This is a genomic window from Formosa sp. Hel1_31_208 (assembly GCF_900104785.1).
In the GTDB taxonomy this organism is placed as follows: Bacteria; Bacteroidota; Bacteroidia; order Flavobacteriales; family Flavobacteriaceae; genus Psychroserpens.
Genome location: NZ_LT629733.1, coordinates 484808 through 508881, shown reverse-complemented (window position 1 = coordinate 508881; position 24074 = coordinate 484808). Strand labels below are relative to the sequence as shown.

Annotated in this window: 19 protein-coding genes; 8 read left to right on the top strand and 11 right to left on the bottom strand. The window is 34.7% G+C overall.

What is annotated here, in order from left to right:
- Positions 1-2: 2 nt before the first annotated feature.
- The 4 genes from BLT57_RS02095 to BLT57_RS02080 form a co-directional block, all read right to left on the bottom strand.
- On the bottom strand, positions 3-2759 hold the full coding sequence (locus BLT57_RS02095) for a PD-(D/E)XK nuclease family protein (protein WP_091421571.1): 2757 nt from the start codon (positions 2757-2759) through the stop codon (positions 3-5).
- A 66-nt stretch (positions 2760-2825) separates the two neighbouring features.
- Positions 2826-4187, bottom strand: coding sequence for an OmpA family protein (locus BLT57_RS02090; RefSeq protein ID WP_091421568.1), 1362 nt, complete (start codon positions 4185-4187; stop codon positions 2826-2828).
- A 125-nt stretch (positions 4188-4312) separates the two neighbouring features.
- Positions 4313-5506 carry a glycine C-acetyltransferase gene (gene kbl, locus BLT57_RS02085; protein ID WP_091421565.1) on the bottom strand — a complete coding sequence of 398 codons (1194 nt, stop codon included), beginning with the start codon at positions 5504-5506 and terminating at the stop codon, positions 4313-4315.
- 21 nt (positions 5507-5527) lie between these two features.
- Positions 5528-8683 (bottom strand): exodeoxyribonuclease V subunit beta, encoded by a 3156-nt coding sequence (locus BLT57_RS02080; protein ID WP_091421562.1) that lies wholly within the window; start codon positions 8681-8683, stop codon positions 5528-5530.
- Between the two features lie 211 nt (positions 8684-8894).
- Here BLT57_RS02080 and BLT57_RS02075 point away from each other — a divergent pair, with 211 nt between their 5' ends.
- On the top strand, positions 8895-9503 hold the full coding sequence (locus BLT57_RS02075) for a superoxide dismutase (protein WP_091421558.1): 609 nt from the start codon (positions 8895-8897) through the stop codon (positions 9501-9503).
- A gap of 595 nt (positions 9504-10098) precedes the next feature.
- Here BLT57_RS02075 and BLT57_RS02070 read toward each other — a convergent pair.
- The 4 genes from BLT57_RS02070 to BLT57_RS02055 form a co-directional block, all read right to left on the bottom strand.
- Positions 10099-11997, bottom strand: coding sequence for an amidophosphoribosyltransferase (locus tag BLT57_RS02070; protein ID WP_091421554.1), 1899 nt, complete (start codon positions 11995-11997; stop codon positions 10099-10101).
- A 101-nt stretch (positions 11998-12098) separates the two neighbouring features.
- A complete protein-coding gene (locus BLT57_RS02065) occupies positions 12099-13025 on the bottom strand; it encodes a PfkB family carbohydrate kinase (protein WP_091421550.1) in 927 nt (308 codons plus the stop codon).
- Between the two features lie 92 nt (positions 13026-13117).
- Positions 13118-13759 carry a viroplasmin family protein gene (locus BLT57_RS02060; protein ID WP_091421547.1) on the bottom strand — a complete coding sequence of 214 codons (642 nt, stop codon included), beginning with the start codon at positions 13757-13759 and terminating at the stop codon, positions 13118-13120.
- Positions 13752-14318 carry a phosphoribosylglycinamide formyltransferase gene (locus BLT57_RS02055; RefSeq protein ID WP_091421543.1) on the bottom strand — a complete coding sequence of 189 codons (567 nt, stop codon included), beginning with the start codon at positions 14316-14318 and terminating at the stop codon, positions 13752-13754. Before BLT57_RS02055 ends, BLT57_RS02060 begins: the two co-directional genes overlap by 8 nt.
- A gap of 185 nt (positions 14319-14503) precedes the next feature.
- Between BLT57_RS02055 and BLT57_RS02050 the strand changes: the two genes are divergently transcribed.
- The 5 genes from BLT57_RS02050 to pyk all read left to right on the top strand — a co-directional run bounded on the left by BLT57_RS02050 (position 14504) and on the right by pyk (position 18809).
- Positions 14504-14737 carry an acyl carrier protein gene (locus tag BLT57_RS02050; protein ID WP_008269813.1) on the top strand — a complete coding sequence of 78 codons (234 nt, stop codon included), beginning with the start codon at positions 14504-14506 and terminating at the stop codon, positions 14735-14737.
- Positions 14738-14751: 14 nt separating this feature from the next.
- A complete protein-coding gene (gene fabF, locus BLT57_RS02045) occupies positions 14752-16002 on the top strand; it encodes a beta-ketoacyl-ACP synthase II (protein WP_091421541.1) in 1251 nt (416 codons plus the stop codon).
- 7 nt (positions 16003-16009) lie between these two features.
- Positions 16010-16753, top strand: a complete 744-nt coding sequence (rnc, locus tag BLT57_RS02040) for a ribonuclease III (protein WP_091421538.1) — start codon at positions 16010-16012, stop codon at positions 16751-16753.
- A gap of 131 nt (positions 16754-16884) precedes the next feature.
- Positions 16885-17367 (top strand): IPExxxVDY family protein, encoded by a 483-nt coding sequence (locus tag BLT57_RS02035; RefSeq protein ID WP_091421534.1) that lies wholly within the window; start codon positions 16885-16887, stop codon positions 17365-17367.
- Positions 17367-18809 carry a pyruvate kinase gene (pyk, locus tag BLT57_RS02030; RefSeq protein ID WP_091421529.1) on the top strand — a complete coding sequence of 481 codons (1443 nt, stop codon included), beginning with the start codon at positions 17367-17369 and terminating at the stop codon, positions 18807-18809. The genes BLT57_RS02035 and pyk overlap by 1 nt, the downstream gene beginning before the upstream one ends.
- On the opposite strand, the gene dinB is transcribed toward pyk, so the two are convergent.
- Positions 18806-19918, bottom strand: coding sequence for a DNA polymerase IV (gene dinB, locus BLT57_RS02025; protein WP_091421526.1), 1113 nt, complete (start codon positions 19916-19918; stop codon positions 18806-18808). The two genes, pyk and dinB, sit on opposite strands and share 4 nt — an antisense overlap.
- 52 nt (positions 19919-19970) lie before the next feature.
- Here dinB and BLT57_RS02020 point away from each other — a divergent pair, with 52 nt between their 5' ends.
- Positions 19971-20441 carry a CYTH domain-containing protein gene (locus BLT57_RS02020; protein WP_091421523.1) on the top strand — a complete coding sequence of 157 codons (471 nt, stop codon included), beginning with the start codon at positions 19971-19973 and terminating at the stop codon, positions 20439-20441.
- Positions 20442-20485: 44 nt separating this feature from the next.
- On the opposite strand, the gene BLT57_RS02015 is transcribed toward BLT57_RS02020, so the two are convergent.
- Positions 20486-20995 carry a cation transporter gene (locus tag BLT57_RS02015; protein WP_091421519.1) on the bottom strand — a complete coding sequence of 170 codons (510 nt, stop codon included), beginning with the start codon at positions 20993-20995 and terminating at the stop codon, positions 20486-20488.
- Between the two features lie 93 nt (positions 20996-21088).
- Here BLT57_RS02015 and BLT57_RS02010 point away from each other — a divergent pair, with 93 nt between their 5' ends.
- Complete coding sequence (locus tag BLT57_RS02010) at positions 21089-21967, top strand: DMT family transporter (protein WP_091421516.1); 879 nt, start codon at positions 21089-21091, stop codon at positions 21965-21967.
- A 52-nt stretch (positions 21968-22019) separates the two neighbouring features.
- Here the strand turns inward: BLT57_RS02010 and BLT57_RS02005 are convergent, their stop codons facing one another.
- The gene (locus BLT57_RS02005; protein WP_091421515.1) at positions 22020-24065 is read right to left on the bottom strand and encodes a pitrilysin family protein; all 2046 of its coding nucleotides are present in this window, start codon (positions 24063-24065) and stop codon (positions 22020-22022) included.
- Positions 24066-24074 lie beyond the last annotated feature (9 nt).

Sequence of the window (24074 nt, the reverse complement as noted above, 5' to 3'; positions counted from 1 at the left end):
GACTATACTTCCTTTTCAATGAAATCTATGTTTGGGTCATAAATTTCACAAATTAATTTTTTAAGCTCAATTTCGAAGGCATCAAGTGTTTCCATCGAAATTATTTGGTTCTTGGTCCTACTATGCGTTGATGGTTTAATTGCAAATTTGAGCACGCCCGAATTCAAGTTCTTGAATGAAATAATACCTGCTTCTACTGGTAACACAATACTATTGGCTTTGTGCATCATATATGCATACATGAGAATCTGGAAACTTTTACTGTATTTAGTGTAGTCTGTTGTGAGGTCTTCCCAATTTACTATTTCTACTTTACTAGCATCGACTCTTCCTGTTTTGTAATCAATAATTCGGATTGTACCATTGTATTTATCAATACGGTCAACTTTTCCAGTGAGGTTCACTGTTTTTGATAATCTATCAATATAAACTGAAACCTTATTATTGGCTTCAATAGCCAATATTTTTATTTTATTGCCTCGTTTAACATCATCCAATTCAAGATTTAAAAAATTTGAAATATATCTTTGAGCAATTTCAAAAATGATAAGATTTTTACCCCTGGTCATATCGCCATCTTTAAATTCGGTTTTAAAGTTTGAAGTCACTCGAGCATGAATTTTCGCGAACATATTATTGATATGGCTTGTGGTTAGAAATTCGCCAACCAGCGGGTGATAAAAATCTTCTAGTGTATTATGAATGACGGTTCCTAAGGTATTGAAAGCCACATTTTCTTCCACTTCTTCGTACTGTTTAATACCTAAAATCTTTTCGTAATAGAAATCAATGGGATTTCGAATATAATTAGTTAAGGACGAAGGTGAAAACCCCTTGGAGGCAATAGTATTCAACCTACTTATTACGTCAGGTGTTTTTTGTATACTAAGTGTTTTAGTTTGTATTGAAGGTACTTTTGGTGCGACTACTTGCTGTTTGATATCATGACATCCATCGACTTCCAATTGCGTAATAAATCTACTCTTTTCACCACCATTAAGAACGTCTGGTTCGGTATTGTATAGAATATAAGCAGTTTTGGCGCGTTGCAATAAACGATAAAAATGATAGGTATATACAGCGTCTTTTTCTTTATAAGTCGGCAGGTTGTTTTCTACCTTCACGTCGAATGGAATAAATGAATTATTGCTTTTTCCTGCGGGTAAAACACCTTCATTTACAGAAGTTAAGATGATAGTTTCAAAATCAAGCACACGTGATTCTAACATTCCCATAATTTGTAAACCTTGTAAGGGCTCGCCTTTAAAGTCTAATGTTTCACTTTTGATAAGTTCCCGATACAAGCTAAAAAGAGTCACTACAGAATTGATATGTGAAAATGAGGCATTTAAGTTGTCTAGGGTATTAAATACTTGATTAAAACGGTATAAGTATTCTAGTGAGAGAAGATTTTTAGATTTATCAAGATCTAATTTTGCTTTAATCTGTAAGATAAGGAGAACACAGTTTTTAATGGCTTGACTAGTGTCGTTGTCCCAAATTCCAAAGATTAAACTAATACTCTCTTTAAATAGTTTAGCAAGTGCTTTTAAATCTTCTAAATTTAAATAAACCTTATTATGGTATTGAATATGATCAATAATATCTTGAGCCACATTATGAGAGTCATTTTCAAACAAAACACGAACAAAGGGATTGGATAATATATCAATCACATCTTTATAATAAAAGGAAAATGTTTTAGTTTTATGAATACTGAACAGCATCTCAAACAAACTTGCCAGAGGGATTACTTTCAACGGCAGTCCCATGGTAATATTAACATCTCTAATTGATTGAGGCAACGAATTAAGTAAAGGCAATAACAAAGTTTCATCTCCTAAAATAACAGCTGTATTCTCTAGATTTCCTTTTTTAGCATGCATTTGGTGCAGCAGTTCCCCAACATATTTTATTTGACTGATATTTTTTGGAGCACCAATGACGTTGATGTTTTTCTCTTCAGAGTAGTGATTTCCTATCCAGTTAAATTCGTGTTTTTGATAATAGGTCCATTGCTTTTTATGGGTTCGGGTAAAAAGGCCAGCGTCGTGTATCGGGTTATTAATAAATGTCTCATCTATATCCCAATATACCAGAGCTAAATCTTGTTGTAGTAGTTCTTGTATAATTAGTTCTTCGGCTTTGTTAAGTGCATTAAAACCAATAAAAACGAAGGTCTTTTCTGTATTTAAACTAATAAATTGTTCTATGTTTTGAACGGCTTCTCTATACACGAAACCTTGATAACCCTTTTTATGTTGTCTTAATTTATTTTGTAGTTCAGCGTAATAAAATTTTAATCGATTCCAGAATTCAAGATAGTTCTTGATATAAGTTGTTGGGTTCTCATTTAACGACCAATGCTCAAGTTCTTTTATAGAACTTAAATAGTCAAAGACTTTATTTGGAGAAATGAGATAACGGTCTATTTCATTAAAATCCTGAAGGAGTATTTGAGCCCATTTGGAAAACTTTTCAAAGGGTTCGACATGTTGTTTTGGGGTAAGCTTAAGATACACGCTATAAAACTCAAAAAGCAATTCTGCATTGGTAGCATATTGAAGGTCTGAGAGTATTTCTATAAACTCTTCAATAGAAAGAATATCTGGAGAAAAAATAGTTTGGTTAACGTGCCGCGAGATGGTATGTCTTAGATATGTACCTGCACGTTTACTGGGTAAGACAAATGATAATTGAGAAATATCATGCTCTTTTTTAATTAAATCAAGAATGACCTCGTCTATGAATGTTCTCATCCTATAAAAATAAAAAACGCTCCGAATATCGGAGCGTTTTTAAAATATATTTTTAGAAGTACTTTATTAGTTTTTCAACTTTACTTCAACACGTCTGTTTTCTGATCTACCAGCTCTAGTTTTGTTAGTAGCGATAGGATTATCTTCACCAAATCCGTTTGCAGTTAATCTATCTGCATTAATACCATTAGCGATTAAATAATCTCTTACTGCGTTAGCTCTTCTAGTAGATAAAGCTTGGTTCGTAGATTTAGAACCTACGCTATCAGTATGACCTTCGATTGCGAAATCTGCTCTTGGGTATTCTTTAAAGATTACTACCATAGCTTGTAATACTTTATCTGTTTCAGCTTTGAATGATGCTTTACCAGTATCAAACAAAATTGATCTTGCATATGTATTTAATGCTTTCACAACTTCAGGAGTTGGCTTAACTTCTGGACAACCGTTGTTAGCAACAGTTCCTGCTTCGTTAGGACACTTATCATCTTTATCTAGTACACCATCACCATCAGTATCTGGCCATGGGCATCCTTTGTTAGCAGAAGGGCCTTTTTCATTTGGACATTGGTCATCTTTGTCAGCAACACCGTCACCGTCAGCATCAGGACATCCATTTAATTCTTTCAAACCAGCAACAGTTGGACAGTCATCAGACTTGTCAGCAACACCATCACTATCAGAATCTGGACAACCGTTAAATTCAGCTAAACCAGCTTCGTTTGGACAATCATCTTTAGCATCTTCGATACCATCACTGTCAGAATCTGGACAGCCATTAAATTCTTCTAAACCAGGTACATCTGGACAAGCGTCATCTTTGTCATATACACCATCACCGTCAGTATCTTTTCCTCCAAAACGGATAGAAACACCAACTGTGTGTTGCCAATGCTTAGGCAAGTAATCTTCAAAAGCATGCTTGTAAGATGATTGAGCCGTTAATCCGATATTTTCAGATAACCAGTAGTTCAATCCTAAAGTACCGTTTAAAGTACCTGCACCAATTTCATCTACCCAAGTGTAACCACCACCAACACCTAAATAAGGGTCAATTTTTGTAGATTTAATTAGGTCTGCAAAACTGTAAGATACTGCACCATCTAAAGCATAGTATGTTAAGTCATCAGCAGTAGAGTCTCCAATTTTACTAATTTCATTTATAGATCCAGCAGCAGTGAACGTAAATCCATCGCTTAGGTATCTAGAAACAGATAACGAAGAAAGAGAAGGTAAGATGTTCCAATGATCTTCTGCATTGAAGAACTCATCGAAATAAGAACCTAAAGGAGCATCTTCTCCAACAGGATAAAGATCAACTGCATTTGCACCAAGAGTAATCTTCCAAGGATTGTTGTCATCTTGTGCATTAGCATTGAAGCTTAATACTAGCAACAAAGCGAAAAATAATCTGCTAAGATTTTTCATATTCTAAATAATTTTAATTTTAAGTGTTAATTGTAAGCAAAAGTAAGTTGTTAAATTTTATTAACAAAGACAAATATATAAAAATATTGATTATTTGTACTAAAAATAGGGAGTTTGGACTGATTTTAAATAATTTCCAATGTTTTACCTACCTTAATAAACGCAGCAATAGCCTTGTCTAAATGTGTTTTTGTATGTGCAGCAGAAAGTTGTACTCTTATTCGAGCTTTTTCTCTTGGTACTACTGGGAAAAAGAAGCCAATTACATATATGCCCTCGTCAAGTAGCATTTTCGCCATAGTTTGAGATAATTTTGCGTCGTAGAGCATGACTGGGACAATGGCCGAATCACCATCAACAATATCGAATCCAGCAGCTTTTATTTCTTTTTTAAAATAAATAGTATTTTTTTCTAATGTATCTCTTAATGTAGTGTCATTGGCAAGCATATCAAACACTTTTATAGAAGCACCAACTATTGCGGGTGCAAGTGAATTTGAAAACAAATAAGGTCTCGATCGCTGACGTAATATTTCGATAACTTCTTTTTTAGCAGTAGTGTAACCGCCCATAGCTCCGCCCATGGCTTTACCTAAAGTTCCTGTTATGATGTCAATACGATCTAAAACACCTTTCTCTTCTAATGTTCCGCGACCAGTTTCACCGATAAAACCAGTTGCATGACATTCATCAATCATGACAAGAGCGTCATATTTATCTGCTAAATCACATATTTTATCTAATGGAGCTAAAAGCCCATCCATGGAGAATACACCATCAGTGACAATAATCTTAAATCGAGCGCCATTCTCATTAGCCGCAATCAACTGTTTTTCTAAATCCACCATGTTATTATTGGCATAGCGATAACGCGCTGCTTTGCAAAGACGCACACCATCAATAATTGAAGCATGATTTAATGAATCTGATATAATAGCATCCTCTTTACCTAATAAGGGTTCAAAAACGCCACCATTAGCATCAAAAGCAGCAGCGTACAGTATGGTGTCTTCGGTGCCATAGAAATCTGCTATCTTTTGTTCTAATTCTTTATGTATGTCTTGTGTTCCACAAATGAAACGCACAGAAGACATGCCAAAGCCATGTGTGTCTAATGCGTCTTTTGCCGCTTGAACTACTTCTGGATGGGAAGAGAGGCCTAAGTAGTTATTCGCACAAAAATTTAGAACCGTTTGTCCTGTGCTTAGAGTTATCTCTGGACCTTGAGGTGAGGTAATAATGCGTTCTTCCTTAAAAAGTCCGTCATCTTTTATAGATTGTATTTCGTTTTGTAAGTGTTTTTGTATGTTTCCGTACATGTGTGCTATTTTTTTACAAATTTAAAATTCTTTTATCACAATAGCATCATTAATATAGATCAGAACCTTTTTTATAACCTTAAAATTCATTTCTTCTAAAACCAATTGATAATCGAAAAGTTGTTCTTGGTGTTTAGAGCTCTCAGCTCCTGTCTTATAATCAATAATTGTAGCCTCTTTCTGATAATTAATAACTACACGATCTGGTCGCCATATTTTGCCGTTTTTAGAAATGATGTCGCGTTCATTGATAATATGCAAGCCACTTTCGAATAAATGGCTCAACTTTTTGTGGTTTGTGATATGTTCAACTAAAGGTTTTAATTGCTGGTGCTGTTGCCTATCAATTTGCCCTAAGTCTAAAAAATGGGTTAAAGCAAATTCGATATCGTCATGAGTTTTTATCATAGACATGATTTGATGAATCAAATTACCGCGTTCAATGGCGTATTCTTGAGCAGTATCCCATAAAGATCCAGAGTTTGTTAATATATTGAGATTGTGATCTTCTTTCTTAGTTGAAATAAATTGTGTTTGCTCCAGTGTTTGAGTTGTAATTTTTTTAGTTTGATGTCTTTGCATAAGGTCACCAAAACTGTAATTTAATTGCTGATCATTCCACCGATTAATAGATTTTAAATAGTTAATGAATAATCCAGAATAATGTGTGAGTTTTTCAGCTTGTGTCTTTTTATCAATATCATATTCAGATATTACATATAATTGTTCAACAGCCCTAGTTAAAACTACGTATAAAAGATTTAAACTGTCTAATTCTAACTGAGACCGATAAGTTTGGTATAGCTCCGCGCCTTTTTCGCTTAAGGCTTCAAGATCTTTATTCATATTGATATATAAATACGGGAACCCCTCATGTTTTTTCTTATCTACCGGGAACCATACCTTCGGACTAATATCTGCATAGATATCTTGGTTAGCAAAGGGGAAGATCACAACGGGGAACTCTAAACCTTTTGACTTATGAATAGTCATGATCTGTATGGCATTTTTGCCAGATGGTGTTGCAATACTCAGTTTATCTTTTTTGCGATTCCAAAATTCCAAGAATCCAGAGAAGCTTGCGTTATGCTTTTGAGAATAATCAAACACTTCATCCAAATAAAACTGAAGATAGGCATTTGAGGAGGTATTTAGGTTAAACCCTCTAATTACACTTTCAACGGCTTCATAGATTGGTAATTGTAAAAATTCAGCATAATTAAAACCAAAACCATAAGTATTTAATTGAGAAAATAACTGAATCGCATTAAGGGCAATCATTGGTTCTAAGAAACTGTGTTTGTCAGAAGTTTCAAGTTTGAAATCAGCAATAAATGCCAACAGCTTTATCTTTATTTCTTGGTTTTCAGGCTGTAAACTATATGTGATAAGGTGATTAATAAATTGAACTTCTGGAGAATTTTGAAGCAGTAAAGTTTCAGAAGATACAATAGAGATGTTCTCTTCACTCAGAAATTCAGCAATAGCAATACCTTCTTTGGTTTTTCTGATAATAATACAAATGTCTTTAAATGCATATCCATGGGATATTGCGAGTTGTATTTTTTCCAATACGGTTTGACAATGCAATTCATTTTTATCTGTTTCTTCAATATTTAAAAAAGACAACTCCACATAGCCTTCCTTTTGGACGAACCCTTCTTGCTCGGCATTATTATATATGAATTGGTGTTTTGGATTAGAAAAAATAGTATCCGCGGAGTGCATAAAGAAGTCGTTATTGAAATCCACAATAGTTTTATGACTCCTATAATTATTGGGTAAATTTCTTATCGCCTGCTCTACAGATAATGGCTTAGCCTGTTTGGTATATAAATCAATAAATTGCTCTGCTCGACCACCGCGCCATCGATAAATAGCCTGTTTAGCATCACCAACTAACATTAAGGAGCCATTTTCGCCTTTCAGATTTGTGGACGAAGTAGCATTATCAATTAATGGAAGCAGATTGGTCCATTGCAAGATTGAGGTATCCTGAAATTCATCAATAAAAAAATGTTTGAATTTTTCCCCAATACGTTCATAAATAAAGGGAGCAGGTTGCTTTTGAATTTCTGAATGAATGATGGCGTTAAACTCTGAAATAAGTAATATATCATCTTCATCTTTAATTTCTTGTAGCGTTTTACCAATAGCAGTCAATACAGATAGAGGAGTGATATTTTTTAAAGCATTTTTTAAAAATTTTATACGGAAAACAGCATCTTTCGTTGCTAAAAACGTTTGACTGAGTTCTGGCTGAATACGTTCAATAGCTTCTGCAATCTCAGGATTTACGCGCTTTGGATAGGTGTTTTCGCCAGCTATCAAATCGTTTTGCCACTTTGTTGAGAAGGATACATTGAAATTCCCATCGCGTAGCTTTATGAAATACTTGGGTAAAAAACTACTTGAAAAATCATTGTGTTCTATATGATTACGATTAATTAATTCTAAAACTTGGTTAGAAATATCAATCACTTGAGATTTTACTTCTTCTAATTGTTTTTGCAGATTTACCCTGAGTGTTTTGAAATCTTGAAGTGTTTTATCTTCGAGTTCTCTTAAAAAGGGAATATCGTTTTCATAGATTAATAGTTTGGCAACGTTATTAAAGTCGTGAGCAATGTTCCAGCTTTTATCGTCGTCAGTTTTGTCGATGGCAAAATCAACCAAGGCGCGCGTTAGTTCTTGTTCGCTTCCTGCTTTATCTATAAGTCTATCAACAGCTTTGCCAAGTATATTAACGGTGTCTAATTCAACCTCAAAATTTACTGGAAGTTGTAAGTCATAAGCAAAGGTTCTAATGAGTCTATGATTAAATTTATCAATTGTAGAAATATCAAATGCCGCATAATTATGAACGATGCGTTCTAACAAGACTTTAGATTTCTCATGAAGTAGTTTAGATTCTATATTCAATTCATCAACCAACACTTCAAACATACTATTTGGGTTTTCCAGAATATGTTCTTCGGAAAATGCTTTGAGCATGTCAATGATGCGCTCTTTCATTTCTCCAACGGCTTTATTAGTGAACGTTAGTGCAAGGCTATTTTTGAATGCTAAGTGGTTGGTTGACTGGAATAAGATTTTCAGATATTCTTTAACTATGGTGAAGGTTTTTCCGCTTCCGGCAGAGGCATTATAAATTGTAAAGGGAGAGGATGGGTTCACGGGTTAAATTTGATACAAGATAAAAATAAGATATGTCATCAAGTAATTTTTAACTCAGTTTTTCTCATGTGTTATAATGCTCATCGCTTAAGACTAGTATAACGTTAAATTTTTCATAAGTATTTAGAGCACTGGACTTGATAATTTTATAATGCGCTGTTTTATCCTTAAATTTGTGTTTTATTTATTAATATTTAAAAACCAATATATTATGGCTTTCGAATTACCTAAATTAAAATATTCGTATGATGCATTAGAACCACATATTGATGCGCGTACTATGGAAATACACCACTCAAAGCACCACAATGGTTATACCACGAAATTGAATGCTGCTGTTGAGGGTTCAACTCTTGAAAATAAGTCTATCGAAGATATCTTAACAAATCTTGACATGAATAACATGGCAGTTAGAAATAATGGTGGTGGATTTTATAATCACTCATTATTCTGGGATGTTATGAATCCAGAAGATAGAGGTTATTTGTCAGGAGATTTAAAAGATGCGATCGAAGCAGCATTTGGATCTAAGGATGCATTCGTCGAAGCGTTTAGTAAAGCTGCTGCAACGCAATTTGGATCTGGATGGGCATGGTTATGTGTTCATAAAGGCGGAAAAGTTGAAGTTTGCTCTACACCAAATCAAGATAATCCATTAATGCCTGGCGTGACATGTGAAGGAACTCCAATTTTAGGATTAGATGTATGGGAACACGCATATTATTTAAACTATCAAAATAGAAGACCAGATTATATTGATGCCTTCTTTAAAGTGATTAACTGGAATGAAGTAGAGAGACGTTACGCTGAAGCGAAATAAATCTTTAAACATAGATATTACTAAAGCAAGCTCATTTGGGTTTGCTTTTTTTTGGATGGAAACCAACCGAAGCTGGTGAACGTGTTTCGTGGAGGTATGGACTGAAAATGAAAAAAGGTGAACGAGAGTTCACCTTTTTTGCCCCAAATCTACCATAAACTTAACCTACTTATGTTATGGTGAAACAAATATAACAGAGCTTTTCTCTAATATTTTAATTTTTTAGACCAACGACGAATAAATTGGCTTAAACGGAAAAATCAGTATTTCTGGGAGTTGCGTAGCATCGAATAAATGTCTACTTCATATGAATAGTTCATTATATTCGTAATTAGTACTTTAGAATTGTCTGAAGAAATTTGAGAAGAATTGAATTTCTTATTGTTAATATTTTTCAGGTGGTAAAATAAAAAAAGGTGAACAGAAGTTCACCTTTTTTTGCCCCAAATCTACCATGAACTTAACCTACTTATGTTATGGTGATACCAATGTATGTGATTATTAAGTAAGAGTTGTTAAATATTAGACGAAATGCATTTTTATCAGACAAAAAGCACTTTTTTTAGGATAAAGTGCCAAAAAGCTAACAGTTTAACTAATAGGCTCTTTCCTTGTTCCCTTCATAAAAATTAACGAATGCTTTATTTACTACGCGGTTACCACCATCTGTAGGATAGTTTCCGGTAAAATACCAATCCCCTAAGTTTTTTGGACAGGCTTTGTGTAAATTTTCGATAGGTTGAAAAATGGTTTTAACCTTTGCACTTACGGTCTCATCAGAAATTAATTCTGCTATTTTATCAGATATCTCATTGGCAGTAAATTCACTATATAAATCTTTGACATAATTTTTAACTTCAGCATCCTTAAATTCTAGTTGGGCTTTACATTTATGGTAGACTTCTTCGACCATATGATATTTATCTTGTTCTTTCAGTAAATCTAACATTGCTCTAAAGGCGATGAGACTCTCAAGGTTAGCCATATCAATTCCGTAACAATCTGGATAACGTATTTGCGGTGCAGAGGAGACAACAACAATTTGTTTTGGGTTTAGACGATCCATCATTTTTATGATGCTCTTTTTGAGCGTCGTGCCTCTAACAATACTATCGTCAATGATGACGAGGTTATCTTCCGGTTTAATCACACCATATGTAACATCATAAACGTGGGCAACTAAATCATCTCGACTACTATCTTCTGTAATAAAAGTTCTAAGTTTTACATCTTTAATAGCGATTTTCTCGATGCGAGGTCGTTCAGACAATATATCCGTAACTTGTTCAGCTGACAACTGGCCATTACCATCTAAAATAGCCTTGGTTTTGCGTTGATTGAGATGATCTTCAACCGTTTCTATCATTCCGAAGAAAGACGTTTCCGCAGTATTTGGAATGAAAGAGAATACCGTGTTTTTAGTATCATAATCTATCGCTTCTAATACTTTCGGCATTAATAATTTACCTAGGGTTTTTCGTTCTTGGTAGATTTCAGCATCACTACCACGTGAAAAATAGATACGCTCAAAAGAACAAGCCTTTCGTTCTAAGGGTTCTAAAATTTCCTCAATAAAGACTTCACCAGATTTTTTAGTAATAATTGCGTGCCCTGGATCTAATTCTTTGACGTCATCAAAGTCTACATTGAATACGGTTTGAATCACAGGACGCTCTGATGCCACAACAACAACTTCATCATCTTCATAAAAATAGACAGGTCGAATACCAGCTGGATCGCGTAGCACAAACGAATCACCATGTCCTAATAACCCTGCCATAGCATAGCCACCATCCCAATTTTTTGCAGCTTTCTTTAAAATCTTTGCGACGTTTAATCTTTCAGCGATTAAAGGAGAACAATCACTTTTACTATAACCTTCTTTTTTGAGTCTTTTATATATTTTACTTACGGCATCATCTAGAAAATGACCAATCTTTTCCATTATGGTAATGGTATCCGCTTTTTCTTTAGGATGTTGACCTAATTCAACCAAGCCATCAAATAACTGGGTCACATTAGTCATATTGAAATTACCAGCGACAATAAGATTTCGATGCATCCAATTGTTTTGTCTTAAAAATGGGTGTACACTCTCAACACTATTTTTCCCAAATGTACCATAACGTACATGACCTAAAAGCAATTCGCCTATGTAAGGGATATGTTTTTTTTGAAGCTCAACATTATTTTGATATTCAGGATGAGCATCCAGTTCATAATTAATACGCTCATTAATTTGAGCAAAAATATCTTGAATGGGCTGTTGTGCAATTGAACGTACGCGACTAATATAGCGTTCACCGGGGTTGGTGTCTATTTTAATACTGGCAAAGCCTGCACCATCTTGTCCTCGATTGTGCTGTTTTTCCATCATTAAGTACATTTTATTGACACCATAAAACGCGCTTCCGTATTTGTTTTTGTAAAACTCTAATGGTTTTTTAAGTCTTATGAGTGCAATTCCGCATTCATGTTTTAATGCATCGCTCATTGTTTTGTTGTGAGTTGTTCGTTAATAACAAAAATAAATATTCTTATAATTTCTGAAACTAGTTCAGAATAAAAAACGCACTCAATTTTGAGCGCGTTATTTTATGCTAATTCAATATTGAATTGCGTGAGTTGTTTAAACTGTTGCATACGTTTTTGCACGTCGTCATTTTTTAAATGAATCATGCGTTCTGTTCCAAACTTCTCTACACAAAATGACGCTAAGGTTGAACCATAGATAACCGCATTTTTCATGTTTTCAAAACTATAATCTTCAGTTTTGGCCAGATATCCAGCAAATCCACCAGCAAAGGTATCTCCAGCTCCTGTCGGATCAAAAACCTCTTCTAAAGGCAAAGCAGGCGCATAAAACATATGATCATTATGAAATAGTAAAGCACCGTGTTCTCCTTTTTTAATTACGACATATTTGGGTCCCATTTCTTCAATTTTGCGCGCAGCGACTACTAAAGAGTATTCTCCAGTTAATTGCCTCGCTTCTTCATCATTAATGGTAATAACATCTATTTTTTTAATAACCTTATGCAGCTCTTCAAGCGCACAATCCATCCAGAAATTCATGGTATCTAAAATGACTAATTTTGGTTGATTTGTCATTTGTTCTAAAACACTAGCTTGAATGTTTGGATGCAAATTCCCTAGCATCACCACATCAGCATTTTTATATGCTATTGGTACAATAGGATTAAAATCGGCTAAAACATTAAGTTCGGTTGCCAAAGTATCACGTGAATTCATATCATTATGATACCGTCCACTCCAAAAGAATGTTTTTCCTTCTTTAATAATTTCAACACCTTCAATATTCACCTGTTTTTGAGATAGAAGATCTAAATATTCTTGAGGAAAATCTCCGCCTACTACAGAAACAGCAGCAACGTCAACGTTGAAGTGTGATGCAGCTAATCCTATAAAGGTTGCAGCACCACCAAGGATTTTGTCAGTTTTCCCAAAGGGTGTTTCAATAGCGTCAAATGCTACAGTTCCAACGATAACTAATTTGCTCATAAATCGTTTTAAAATTTGTTCCGTTCAACATTAAAAATATCACGGTATTTGAGGATGCAAATATACATTTTTTTAAACTGTAAAAAAGACACTTATTTTCGCCCAAAGTCGGCGGGTATTTCACCCCAAGCTTTAGTTTCCCATTTTACAATGATTGTATCGTAGGTGTTGTTTTTTAACCAATGAACAGCACGATCTACAAGCTCGAATACACTTTTATTCTTTTCGTTACGTTCAAGTTTGGTATTACAAGTTTTCTTTTTCACCCAACTCATAGCGGTTTTGGAATCGGTATAAATAACACGATTACTATTTGTCTTTTTGAGCAACGCCAAGCCGTGAACAATAGCTAGAAATTCGCCAATATTATTCGTGCCTTCTTCAAAAGGACCTTGAATAAAAAGCTGTTTTTTGGTTTTGGTATCCACACCACGGTATTCCATTTTTCCCGGATTTCCTGAAGACGCCGCATCTACTGAAATAGAATTGAAATTAGGCGTACCAATTCTTTTAAGCTGGTTATCGGATAGTTCACTGGTAAATGTTTTGTTTTTTCCTATGTAATCAAAATAGTTGCCTTTCAATGCTTTTTTTGCAGCATCAAACGTAGCAAAAGATTTGTATTGTGCGCCTTGAAAGTCTTTGATTTGAGCTTTACAATCGTCCCAAGATTCAAATACACCTGTGTGATGACCCTTCCATACGGTATAATATTTTTTCTTTTTTTTACTCATGCAATAGATCTTCAACAACCTTTGGGAAATGCTCCATCTCCAGTTCATGGATTTTATCAGCTACATCTTGAGCAGAATCAGTTTCGTGAACATGACATTTCGCCTGAAAAATAATAGCCCCTTCATCATAATGTTCATTTACATAATGAATGGTAATGCCTGTTTCTGTTTCTTTATTTTTAACAACAGCCTCGTGAACACGCATGCCATACATACCCTTACCTCCATATTTGGGGAGGAGTGCTGGATGAATATTAATAACTTTATTAGGATATGCATTCAAGATTTTCTGCGGAAATTTCCAAAGAAAACCAGCAAGAACAATTAAATCGGGTTTTGATGCTTTCAAAAGATGTAATACATCGTCTGTGACAGTAAAAGCTACTCTATTAAAAGACAAACCGCTAACCTTATATGCCTTAGCGCGATCTAAAACTTTGGCATGGGGATTGTTAGTAAGTACTTGAATGACAGAAGCCATTTCTCTGTTGTGAAAAAACTTAATTAAATTTTCAGCATTAGTGCCATTTCCGGACGCAAAGATTACAATACGTTTCATTTACAGACAAAGAGTTAATGTTATTCGAAAACAAAAAAAAGAATAATAAATAACAATTAGAACGTAAAAGACAAATTCTTCAAAGTAATTTAGTAAATTACAGACACATTTTTATTGATAAGGTGTGTATTAAAATAAAGTTTTTTTATTTTTGCGACCTAATTAAAACTTAAAATTAAAAAATTATGTCAGACATTGCATCAAGAGTAAAAGCGATTATCGTAGACAAATTAGGTGTTGATGAAAACGAAGTTGTAACAGAAGCTAGCTTCACTAACGATTTAGGAGCAGATTCATTGGACACAGTCGAACTAATCATGGAATTTGAAAAAGAATTCGATATTCAAATCCCAGACGATCAAGCTGAAAATATCGCAACAGTTGGTCAAGCGATCTCTTATATAGAAGAAGCAAAATAATTCAATAAACTTTTATGGAATTAAAGCGAGTTGTAGTTACTGGTTTAGGAGCTCTCACACCTATAGGCAATACCAAAGATGAATATTGGGATGCCCTTATAAGTGGAAAAAGTGGCGCTGCGCCTATAACATATTTTGATACTGAAAAGTTCAAAACGAAATTCGCTTGCGAATTAAAAAACTTTAACGCCACCGATTTTCTTGATAGAAAAGAGGCTCGTAAAATGGATAGATTTACACAGTATGCTATGGTGGCTTCAGATGAAGCCATCGTAGATTCTAAGCTGGATCTTGATAAAGTTAATAAATTACGAGTAGGTGTTATTTGGGGAGCAGGAATAGGAGGCTTGGAAACATTTCAAAATGAGATGTTAAATTTCGCTGAAGGCGATGGAACACCAAGATTTAATCCTTTTTTTATTCCAAAAATGATTGCAGATATTGCACCAGGGAACATTTCCATTAAACATGGATTTATGGGACCTAATTACACAACGGTATCTGCATGTGCCTCTTCAGCTAATGCAATGATTGATGCCCTTAACTATATACGTTTAGGACATTGTGATGTTATTGTAACAGGTGGAAGTGAAGCAGCAGTAGCTATTGCTGGAATGGGTGGTTTTAATGCCATGCATGCGTTATCTACAAGAAATGAAAGTCCGAAAACCGCATCAAGACCATTCGACGCCACCAGAGATGGTTTCGTCTTAGGAGAAGGTGCTGGAGCAATTATTCTTGAAGATTATGACCATGCAATGGCAAGAGGAGCTAAGATATATGCTGAAGTTGTTGGAGGAGGTTTATCTTCTGATGCCCATCATATGACTGCTCCACATCCTGAAGGTATAGGTGTTATTGCTGTAATGAAAAATTGTTTAGAAAATGCGGGTATGAAACCTGAAGAAGTTGATCACATCAACACACACGGAACCTCAACACCTCTAGGAGATGTTGCTGAGCTTAAAGCGATTTCTGAAGTGTTTGGGGAACACGCATCAAACATCAATATCAATTCAACAAAGTCCATGACTGGACATTTATTAGGAGCTGCTGGGGCCATTGAGTCTATTGCATCTATTTTGTCAATAGAACACGGAATAGTACCTCCAACAATAAATCATGAAGTTGTAGATGACAATATTGATCCTAGATTAAATTTAACATTGAACAAGGCACAAAAAAGAGACGTTAAGGTTGCAATGAGTAACACCTTTGGATTTGGCGGTCACAATGCTTGTGTGTTATTCAAAAAACTAGATTAAATTCCGAATGAACTTCATTCGTAACATATTAAAAAATTCCCGTACTGATAAAGACGGGAATTTTTTTTTATTACTCAACGATATCTTAGGTTATAAGGTTAAAAAGAAATCTTTGTATATCAAGGCATTTACTCACCGTTCTATGAATATTAAAGATAACGAGGGTAATGCAATTAATTATGAACGTTTAGAATTCGTAGGAGATGCGATGCTCGGAGCAGTTATTGCGTCTTATCTTTTTGAAGAAGTGCCTCATGGCGACGAGGGGTATTTAACTAAGATGAGGTCTAAAATTGTAAGTCGTGAACATCTTAATGAATTAGGAAAAGAACTCAATCTTATTGATCTTGTTGAAAGTAAAATTCCAAAGTCTAATTTTGGAAATAATATTCATGGAAATCTATTCGAGGCATTAGTTGGAGCTATATATCTGGATAAAGGCTATCGATACTGCGAGAAATTTATCTATAAGCGCGTTATAAAACCACATGTAGATATTGAAACACTTGAAGGTAGAGTTATTAGCTATAAGAGCTTACTCATTGAATGGTGCCAAAAAGAAAAGAAAACCTTTGACTATAATGTCTATGAAGATACGGGTAACGATGACTTAAAACACTTTTCGGTAAAACTATCTATTAACGAAAAGGTTATTGCAAAAGCCAGAGCAACATCCAAAAAGAAAGCTGAAGAAAAAGCTTCAAAACGTGCGTTTTTTGCTTTTCAAAGGGAAATAAGTAAAGCGTTTTGATACAATGAATAACTTGGAATCAAAACTTACTAACTATAACGTTTTCGTTGATATGGTTGACTAACATTAACCAAAACTTCACATTTTTGTAGCTTTTAAATATTATATTTACCACTTGTAGTTGATTAATTATGGCATTACACAAGTTACTTGTTGACGATTTTTATGATGCTTCCTTTTCTCTTCTAGCTATCCATTGTAGACTAGAAGATTTTCGATTAGCATATCTTCTGAATAAACATTTAGAACTTAATTTAAAACGGAAGCCTAATGATTTAGACTACAACTATTTTGCAGCATCATTTTCCATTTATGAATGGGAAAATAAAAAACTAGATACCGTGTGGCATTTGGTTTCTAATATTTGTAAAAAAGAAGAGGCTGCACTTCAAAGTTCGGGGTCATTATTTGAACACCAAACAACGCTTACTAGAACCTTTAACCTATTGCCAGAATTAAAAACGGTAGATTACCTCATAAAAGTATCTAATGAATACAGAAATTTTAATGAGAAACTAATTTTAAATAAAATACAATCTATACCGCAAGTCATTACCACTTATAGTGTAGAGATTGACCAAATAAAATCTAAAGAACATTTAATTTTTGATTAATGTTAAGAACTAAGAAAACAAAAATAGTAGCCACATTAGGCCCTGCAACCAGCAATAGAGACGTGCTTAAAGCCATGTTAGAAGAGGGTGTCAATGTGTTTAGAATTAATTTTTCCCATGCCGACTACAATGATGTGAGGGAACGCGTGCAAATGATTAGAGACCTCAATGAAGAGTTTGGGTTTAATGCAGCGATACTAGCCGATCTTCAAGGCCCGAAATTAAGAGTTGGCGTTATGAAGGGAGAAGTTGTCGTTAATGAAGGAGATGAAATTATCTTCGCGACGGGAGAACGATTTGAAGGCACGGGCAAACGTGTATACATGACCTATGAAAAGTTTCCTCATGATGCTAAAGCAGGTGAACGTATTTTATTGGACGACGGAAAACTTATTTTTGAAGTGGTCTCAACTGATAAAAAATCGGAAGTTAAAGCACGAGTCATACAGGGAGGGCCTTTAAAATCTAAAAAAGGGGTCAATTTACCAAACACTAACATTTCCCAACCTGCATTAACAGAGAAAGATATTGAAGATGCTATTTTCGCTTGTAGCTTACAAGTCGACTGGATGGCTTTATCTTTTGTTAGACATGCCGAGGATTTAATGGAGTTGGAAGAATTAATCAAAGAACATAGTGATCATAAAATACCAATCATTGCTAAAATTGAAAAACCTGAAGCCGTAGAGAACATCGATAAGATTGTTGCGTATTGTGATGGTTTAATGGTAGCACGTGGAGATTTAGGTGTGGAGATTCCTGCTGAGGAAGTGCCATTAATTCAAAAGAAATTGGTGCTACGAGCTAAGCGTGCTAGAATTCCTGTGATTATTGCCACCCAAATGATGGAAACAATGATTACAAGCTTAACGCCTACACGTGCAGAGGTAAACGATGTGGCTAACTCTGTAATGGATGGAGCCGATGCTGTAATGCTATCGGGTGAGACATCTGTTGGAAATTATCCAGTTCAAGTCATCCGACAAATGGCTAGTATTATTAAAAGCGTTGAAGATTCTGAATTAATAAAAGTACCACAATCCCCACCACATATTCGCACCAAGCGTTACATTACTAAATCTATATGTTACCATGCGGCAAATATGGCCAATGAAATCAATGCGAAAGCAATTTCTACACTAACAAATAGTGGGTATACAGCATTTCAAATTTCAGCTTGGAGACCAAGTGCTCATATTTTAGTATTTACATCAAACAAACGTATTTTGACACAGTTGAGTTTACTTTGGGGTGTAGAGACCTTTTATTATGATAAGTACGTGAGTACAGATGAGACCATAGAAGACGTTAATGCTATCGCTTGTAAAAAAGGCTATTTAGACGTTGGAGATATGCTTATCAGTTTGGCAGCGATGCCTATTCAAGAAAAAGGAATGGTAAATACCTTAAGAGTTACTGAAATTACTAGCTGTAGTTTTTAAAATTCAAATTTCAACTGTGCACTAACAACATTTTTATCATCTACTATGGTATTAATGTTGGTAGACTTTTCTGTATTTAAATTGGATAAGGAAATTCCTAATAAACGTACAGAATCATTAAGTTTTTCTTGATAGAGTAAATTCTTTGAAGTTTCTAAAATCAAACTCTTATCACTTATAAAATAGGGCAAGGTTTTACTTCGGGTTTGAAGCGTAAAATCACTGTACTTTATTTTAAGTGTAATCGTTTTTCCGGCCACTTCATTTTTTTGTAAACGTTTAGACACTTCTTCTGCGATGTAATCGAGTTTTTCTAGCATAAAGATTTCCGAAGATAAGTTTTTACTAAAAGTACGTTCGGCAGCGAGTGATTTTCTTATGCGATTAGGTTTGACTTGGCTATGGTGAAAGCCACGAACAATATCGTAATACGATCTGCCAGACTTTCCGAAGTTTTCTTCTAAGAATTCAGCAGATTTGCGCTTTAAATCTTTGCCTGTGAAAATCCCTTTTTGGTACATTTTTTCGGCAGTGACCTTCCCAATTCCATAAAATTTTCTAATGTCTAGTTGCTCCAAAAAGTCGAGAACCTCTTCAGGATTAACCGTTTTTTGACCGTTAGGTTTATTGTAGTCACTAGCAACTTTAGCAATAAACTTATTGATAGATATGCCTGCTGAAGCGGTCAAATTTAATTCGTTAAAAATTCGTAACCTAATCTCTTGAGCAATTAATGAGGCGCTTGGATTGCCTTTTTTATTTTCAGTAACATCTAAATAAGCTTCGTCTAGTGATAATGGTTCAACGAGATCTGTATAATCGTAGAATATTTTTCGAATCTTTTTGGATATTTCAGTGTAACGTGCAAAATTGGTTTTGACAACTATGAGTTCTGGACAAAGTTTTATGGCTAATCTTCCAGACATGGCACTTTTAACACCAAACTTTCGAGCTTCATAACTTGCGGCACTTATGACACCTCGTGTTCCACCACCTCCAACAGCTATAGGTTTACCTCTAAGTTCTGGGCAATCCAATTGAGCTACCGACGCGTAAAACGCATCCATATCCACATGAATGATTTTTCTAATTGGTAAATCGTTTGGCATAATGTAAATTTAGACATTAATTATAAAGATTCCATTTTCCGCAGTCGTAAACATGATAGAAATAGAACGTAAATTTTTAGTGATTTCAGAAGTTTTTAAAACCCAATCTCATAGACAGATTAGAATTATTCAAGGGTTTTTAAATACGGATCCAGAGCGAACTGTTAGAGTGCGACTAAAGGGTGATAAGGGGACATTAACTGTAAAAGGCATCTCTTCAAACAATGGGTTGTCACGTTTTGAGTGGGAAAGAGAAATTTCAAAAACAGATGCTGAAGCACTTTTGCAATTATGTGAAAAAGGCGTGATACATAAAGTGAGGTATGAGGTGGATGTAGGACAACATGTGTTTGAAGTTGACGAATTTTCAGGATCAAATAGTGGATTAATTATCGCTGAGGTAGAACTTGGTCATGAAGATGAAGCTTTTGAAAAGCCAGATTGGCTGGGAAAAGAAGTGACTGGAGATTTACGGTATTACAATTCGCAATTAAGTAAATATCCTTTTAAATCTTGGGCATAAAAAAACCACTCAAAATGAGTGGTTTAGTTTAAATATCTATCTTATTATTCTTTTTTAGCACAACATGCCATTTTACAATCTTCTTTACAAGCTGCTTTTTCTGCTTCAGTTTTGTTAGCACAAGCTTCTTTATCACATTCTGCCGTGCATACATGTTTGTCAGTAGTAAAAGAGTCTACCGTTTTCATATCTTTTACTTTATACGTATCACCCGCTTTAGCAACTGCCTCTTCTAATGTTTTTGGCGTTACCATTGCTTCGTCATACTCAACCATTGCTAATTCTTTTTCAAAATCTACTTTGGCGGATTTCACACCATCCATTTTCGCGATTTTTTTCTCGATAGTTTTTGCACACCCCATTGCACAAGTCATACCTTCAATACCAAATTCTGCTTTTGCATAGGTAGCATTAGGATCTAATGTCTTTGCCGTAGTGGCAATAGTTTTTGTTTCAGTCTCTACCGTTTTTACTTCAGGATCTTTTTCGCTTTTACAAGCGATCATTGAAATTGAAATAAACGCAATTGCCAATATATTTTTCAATGTCTTCATAATTAAATGTTCTAATATTACTAACAAACTTAATAAATATTGATGTTCCTTGCATTAAAATTAACGATTTTTGTGAATTAGTTAAGAAAAGCTATGCAAAACAACACCAAGAAATGGTTATTCTTGCTCATTTTATCTCTAATTTGGGGAAGTTCTTTTATTTTAATTAAGAAGTCACTTTTAGGATTAACACCTTATCAACTCGGCGCTCTACGAACCATAATTACGGGTATGATTCTGTTTGCTGTTGGTTTTAGTAGTATAAAACACATTGCTAGAAGAGAGTGGAAATGGGTCGTTATTTCTGGGTTTTTAGGGTCGTTTGTTCCTGCGTTTTTATTTGCTATTGCCGAGACAGAGATTGATAGTGCCATAGCCTCAATTCTTAATTCATTGGTCCCTTTGAATGCAATTCTCTTAGGTTTTGCCATATTTAAAATCGGATTTTCAAAGCGTCAGTTCTTAGGAGTAGTCATTGGTTTTATTGGAACAAGCATTCTGATATTGAGAGGGGCTGATTTAAATCCTGACCAAAATTACCTATATGCAGGCTTTGTTATTATTTCAACAATTATGTATGCGCTTAATGTAAATATTATTAAGACATATCTTCAAAACGTAAAGCCGTTAAGTATTGCTACAGGAAACTATGTAGCTATCATGATTCCAGCCATAGTGATACTAGTAATTACAGATTTCTTTACTGAAAGCACATATACACATCCAGATTTTAATATGTCATTAGTTTATGTTGCGATTTTATCACTCTTTGGAACAGCTCTTGCTAAGGTATTATTTAATACATTGATTCAAATATCGACCCCTGTTTTTGCCTCTTCTGTGACTTATTTAATGCCAATAGTAGCCTTATTTTGGGGCGTATTAGATGGAGAGTCCTTTGGTGTACTTCAAGTGTTAGCGAGTGTCATTATCCTTTTAGGAGTTTATCTGGCCAATAAAAGAAAAGCATAAAAAAACCCGAAGTAAACATTACTTCGGGTTTTTAATATTAAGTCTATATGTATTAGTCGAAATCGGCATCACTTACACCTTCGTTTACTTTGATTTCTTTAATCTTGAAATCAAAACGTCTAGGTCCCATGGTTTGACCAATAGTAAACGGAAACTTAACTCCAGCAACATCTTTATAATCTCCATAGAATGTTGATTGAGAACCAGCTTCACTCGTTTTAACCTCTTTGATTTTTAAACCATTATCGACGTTGTAGTAGATTGCTGTTTGATCATCAACTTTGATTTTATAAGCTTTTACACCATCTACCATTTCAATTTTTTCTAAAGTCACGCCACCGCTTAGGTAGTTAACTTCTGGAAAGGGTGAAGATTCTATTTGAGCTACTTTGACTTCTTCATCGGTCATGTCTTTCTTTTGTCCTTGAGCAAAAGAGTAACCTGTATTACCATCTAAAACCTGTTTTTGAGATTGTCCCATCACATTGATTTCTTGAAGCATTTGGTTTTTTACCGTTTTCTTCATCTCTAAGTTCATCATCATACCAGGCTGTAATTCGGCTTCAGCAGTCATATAAACGGAGTTAACTTTATCTAAGGCTGCTTTTCCTCCAATGGCATCAATGTAAGCTTGCATCACTTTTGATGCATTCATATCAGCGGGCATTTCTATCTCATATTCTGGCTTGGTTGTTTCATTAGCATAGGCGTCATAATACTTGATAGGAATACCTGTTTTTTCAAGATTTTCAAGTACCTCACTTCCTTTTCCAACTACTATAAATCGCGCATTTTCTGTTTTGAAATATTTATTGGCTACACGATTTACATCATCTGCAGTTACAGCATTTATTTTTTGTAAGTATGTCGTGTAGAAATCTTCAGGAAGATCATTTAGTTTAATATTCAAAGCATAACGTGCAATAGTTTGCGGACTTTCTAACGCCAAAACAAAATCACCTACATATTTGGCTTTCGCATTTTTAAGCATATCTTGAGCTACAGGCTCTGTTTTGATGCGATTAATTTCTTTTAAAGTTTGAACTACGGCACTATCCGTTACCATGTTTCTTACGGCTGCACCTGCGCTAAAGCGAGAGGCATATTCATCAACACCAACATTAGAGCGCGCTCCATAAGTATAACCATGTTCTTCACGCAGATTCATGTTTAAGTAACTGTTAAATCCACCTCCCAAAATCTTGTTAGCAATTAATACCGAATGGTAATCGTCATCTTTCATTTCTAAGTCCACGTTATTCGTCAATGAAATATTAGATTGGACAGCATTTGGCATGTCTATAAAGTTAATTTGTGTATACTGAGCATTAGGAGCTTCTTCAGGGACATTATACTCGATATTCATCGATTGTTCCCATTTACCAAAGTATTTCTTGATTTGCTTTTGTAGATCTTTGAAATCAACGTCTCCAACAACAACTAAATAGGCATTATTAGGATTAAAATACTTTTCATAAAATGAAACGACATCTCCAAAAACTACATTGTTTACAGTTTCTTCTGTAGTAAATTCACCGTACGGATGATTTTTACCGTAGGACAAGGCAGAACCAACGCGTCCTGCAACAGCATCAACACTCTTTTCGTTCGATTTTAAACCTTCAATAAGTTTTTCTTTTTCTTTCTCAAATTCTTCTTGAGTTAGCAAAGGATTGATAGCTGCATCAGCCATTAACTCTAAAATACGATCTGAATACTTTGACAATGAACTCGCGAAAGCACCACTAGATCCAAAGTTGATACTAGCACCTAGGAAGTCTACTTCCTCATTAAATTCATCTTTCGAGATATTCATAGTACCGTTGCCCATCATGCTACCAATTAAACTTTCAACACCTGCTTTATCTCCTACAGTCATTGGTTTGTTATCGATAGTTAAAGAATATGATACTCTAGGAAGTTTATGGTTCTCAACGACTAAAACAGTTAGTCCGTTTTTTAAGGTAAACTCATTAGGTTTTTCCAAAGAAATTTTTGGAGCAGGTCCTGGCTCTGGCATTTTAGATCTATCAACTTGAGCAAACCCGCCAAGCGACATTAAAAACGCTACTATTACTATTGATATTTTTAATTTCATGTTTTTTTC

Excerpts from the sequence above, each read along its gene's own strand:
- kbl (WP_091421565.1), bottom strand. The coding sequence starts at position 5,506 with ATGTACGGAAACATACAAAAACACTTACAAAACGAAATACAATCTATA.
- pyk (WP_091421529.1), top strand. The coding sequence starts at position 17,367 with ATGTTAAGAACTAAGAAAACAAAAATAGTAGCCACATTAGGCCCTGCA.
- BLT57_RS02095 (WP_091421571.1), bottom strand. The coding sequence starts at position 2,759 with ATGAGAACATTCATAGACGAGGTCATTCTTGATTTAATTAAAAAAGAG.
- fabF (WP_091421541.1), top strand. The coding sequence starts at position 14,752 with ATGGAATTAAAGCGAGTTGTAGTTACTGGTTTAGGAGCTCTCACACCT.
- BLT57_RS02050 (WP_008269813.1), top strand. The coding sequence starts at position 14,504 with ATGTCAGACATTGCATCAAGAGTAAAAGCGATTATCGTAGACAAATTA.
- rnc (WP_091421538.1), top strand. The coding sequence starts at position 16,010 with ATGAACTTCATTCGTAACATATTAAAAAATTCCCGTACTGATAAAGAC.
- BLT57_RS02070 (WP_091421554.1), bottom strand. The coding sequence starts at position 11,997 with ATGAGCGATGCATTAAAACATGAATGCGGAATTGCACTCATAAGACTT.
- BLT57_RS02060 (WP_091421547.1), bottom strand. The coding sequence starts at position 13,759 with ATGAGTAAAAAAAAGAAAAAATATTATACCGTATGGAAGGGTCATCAC.
- BLT57_RS02015 (WP_091421519.1), bottom strand. The coding sequence starts at position 20,995 with ATGAAGACATTGAAAAATATATTGGCAATTGCGTTTATTTCAATTTCA.
- BLT57_RS02005 (WP_091421515.1), bottom strand. The coding sequence starts at position 24,065 with ATGAAATTAAAAATATCAATAGTAATAGTAGCGTTTTTAATGTCGCTT.
- BLT57_RS02090 (WP_091421568.1), bottom strand. The coding sequence starts at position 4,187 with ATGAAAAATCTTAGCAGATTATTTTTCGCTTTGTTGCTAGTATTAAGC.
- BLT57_RS02020 (WP_091421523.1), top strand. The coding sequence starts at position 19,971 with ATGATAGAAATAGAACGTAAATTTTTAGTGATTTCAGAAGTTTTTAAA.
- BLT57_RS02035 (WP_091421534.1), top strand. The coding sequence starts at position 16,885 with ATGGCATTACACAAGTTACTTGTTGACGATTTTTATGATGCTTCCTTT.
- BLT57_RS02010 (WP_091421516.1), top strand. The coding sequence starts at position 21,089 with ATGCAAAACAACACCAAGAAATGGTTATTCTTGCTCATTTTATCTCTA.
- dinB (WP_091421526.1), bottom strand. The coding sequence starts at position 19,918 with ATGCCAAACGATTTACCAATTAGAAAAATCATTCATGTGGATATGGAT.
- BLT57_RS02055 (WP_091421543.1), bottom strand. The coding sequence starts at position 14,318 with ATGAAACGTATTGTAATCTTTGCGTCCGGAAATGGCACTAATGCTGAA.
- BLT57_RS02065 (WP_091421550.1), bottom strand. The coding sequence starts at position 13,025 with ATGAGCAAATTAGTTATCGTTGGAACTGTAGCATTTGACGCTATTGAA.
- BLT57_RS02075 (WP_091421558.1), top strand. The coding sequence starts at position 8,895 with ATGGCTTTCGAATTACCTAAATTAAAATATTCGTATGATGCATTAGAA.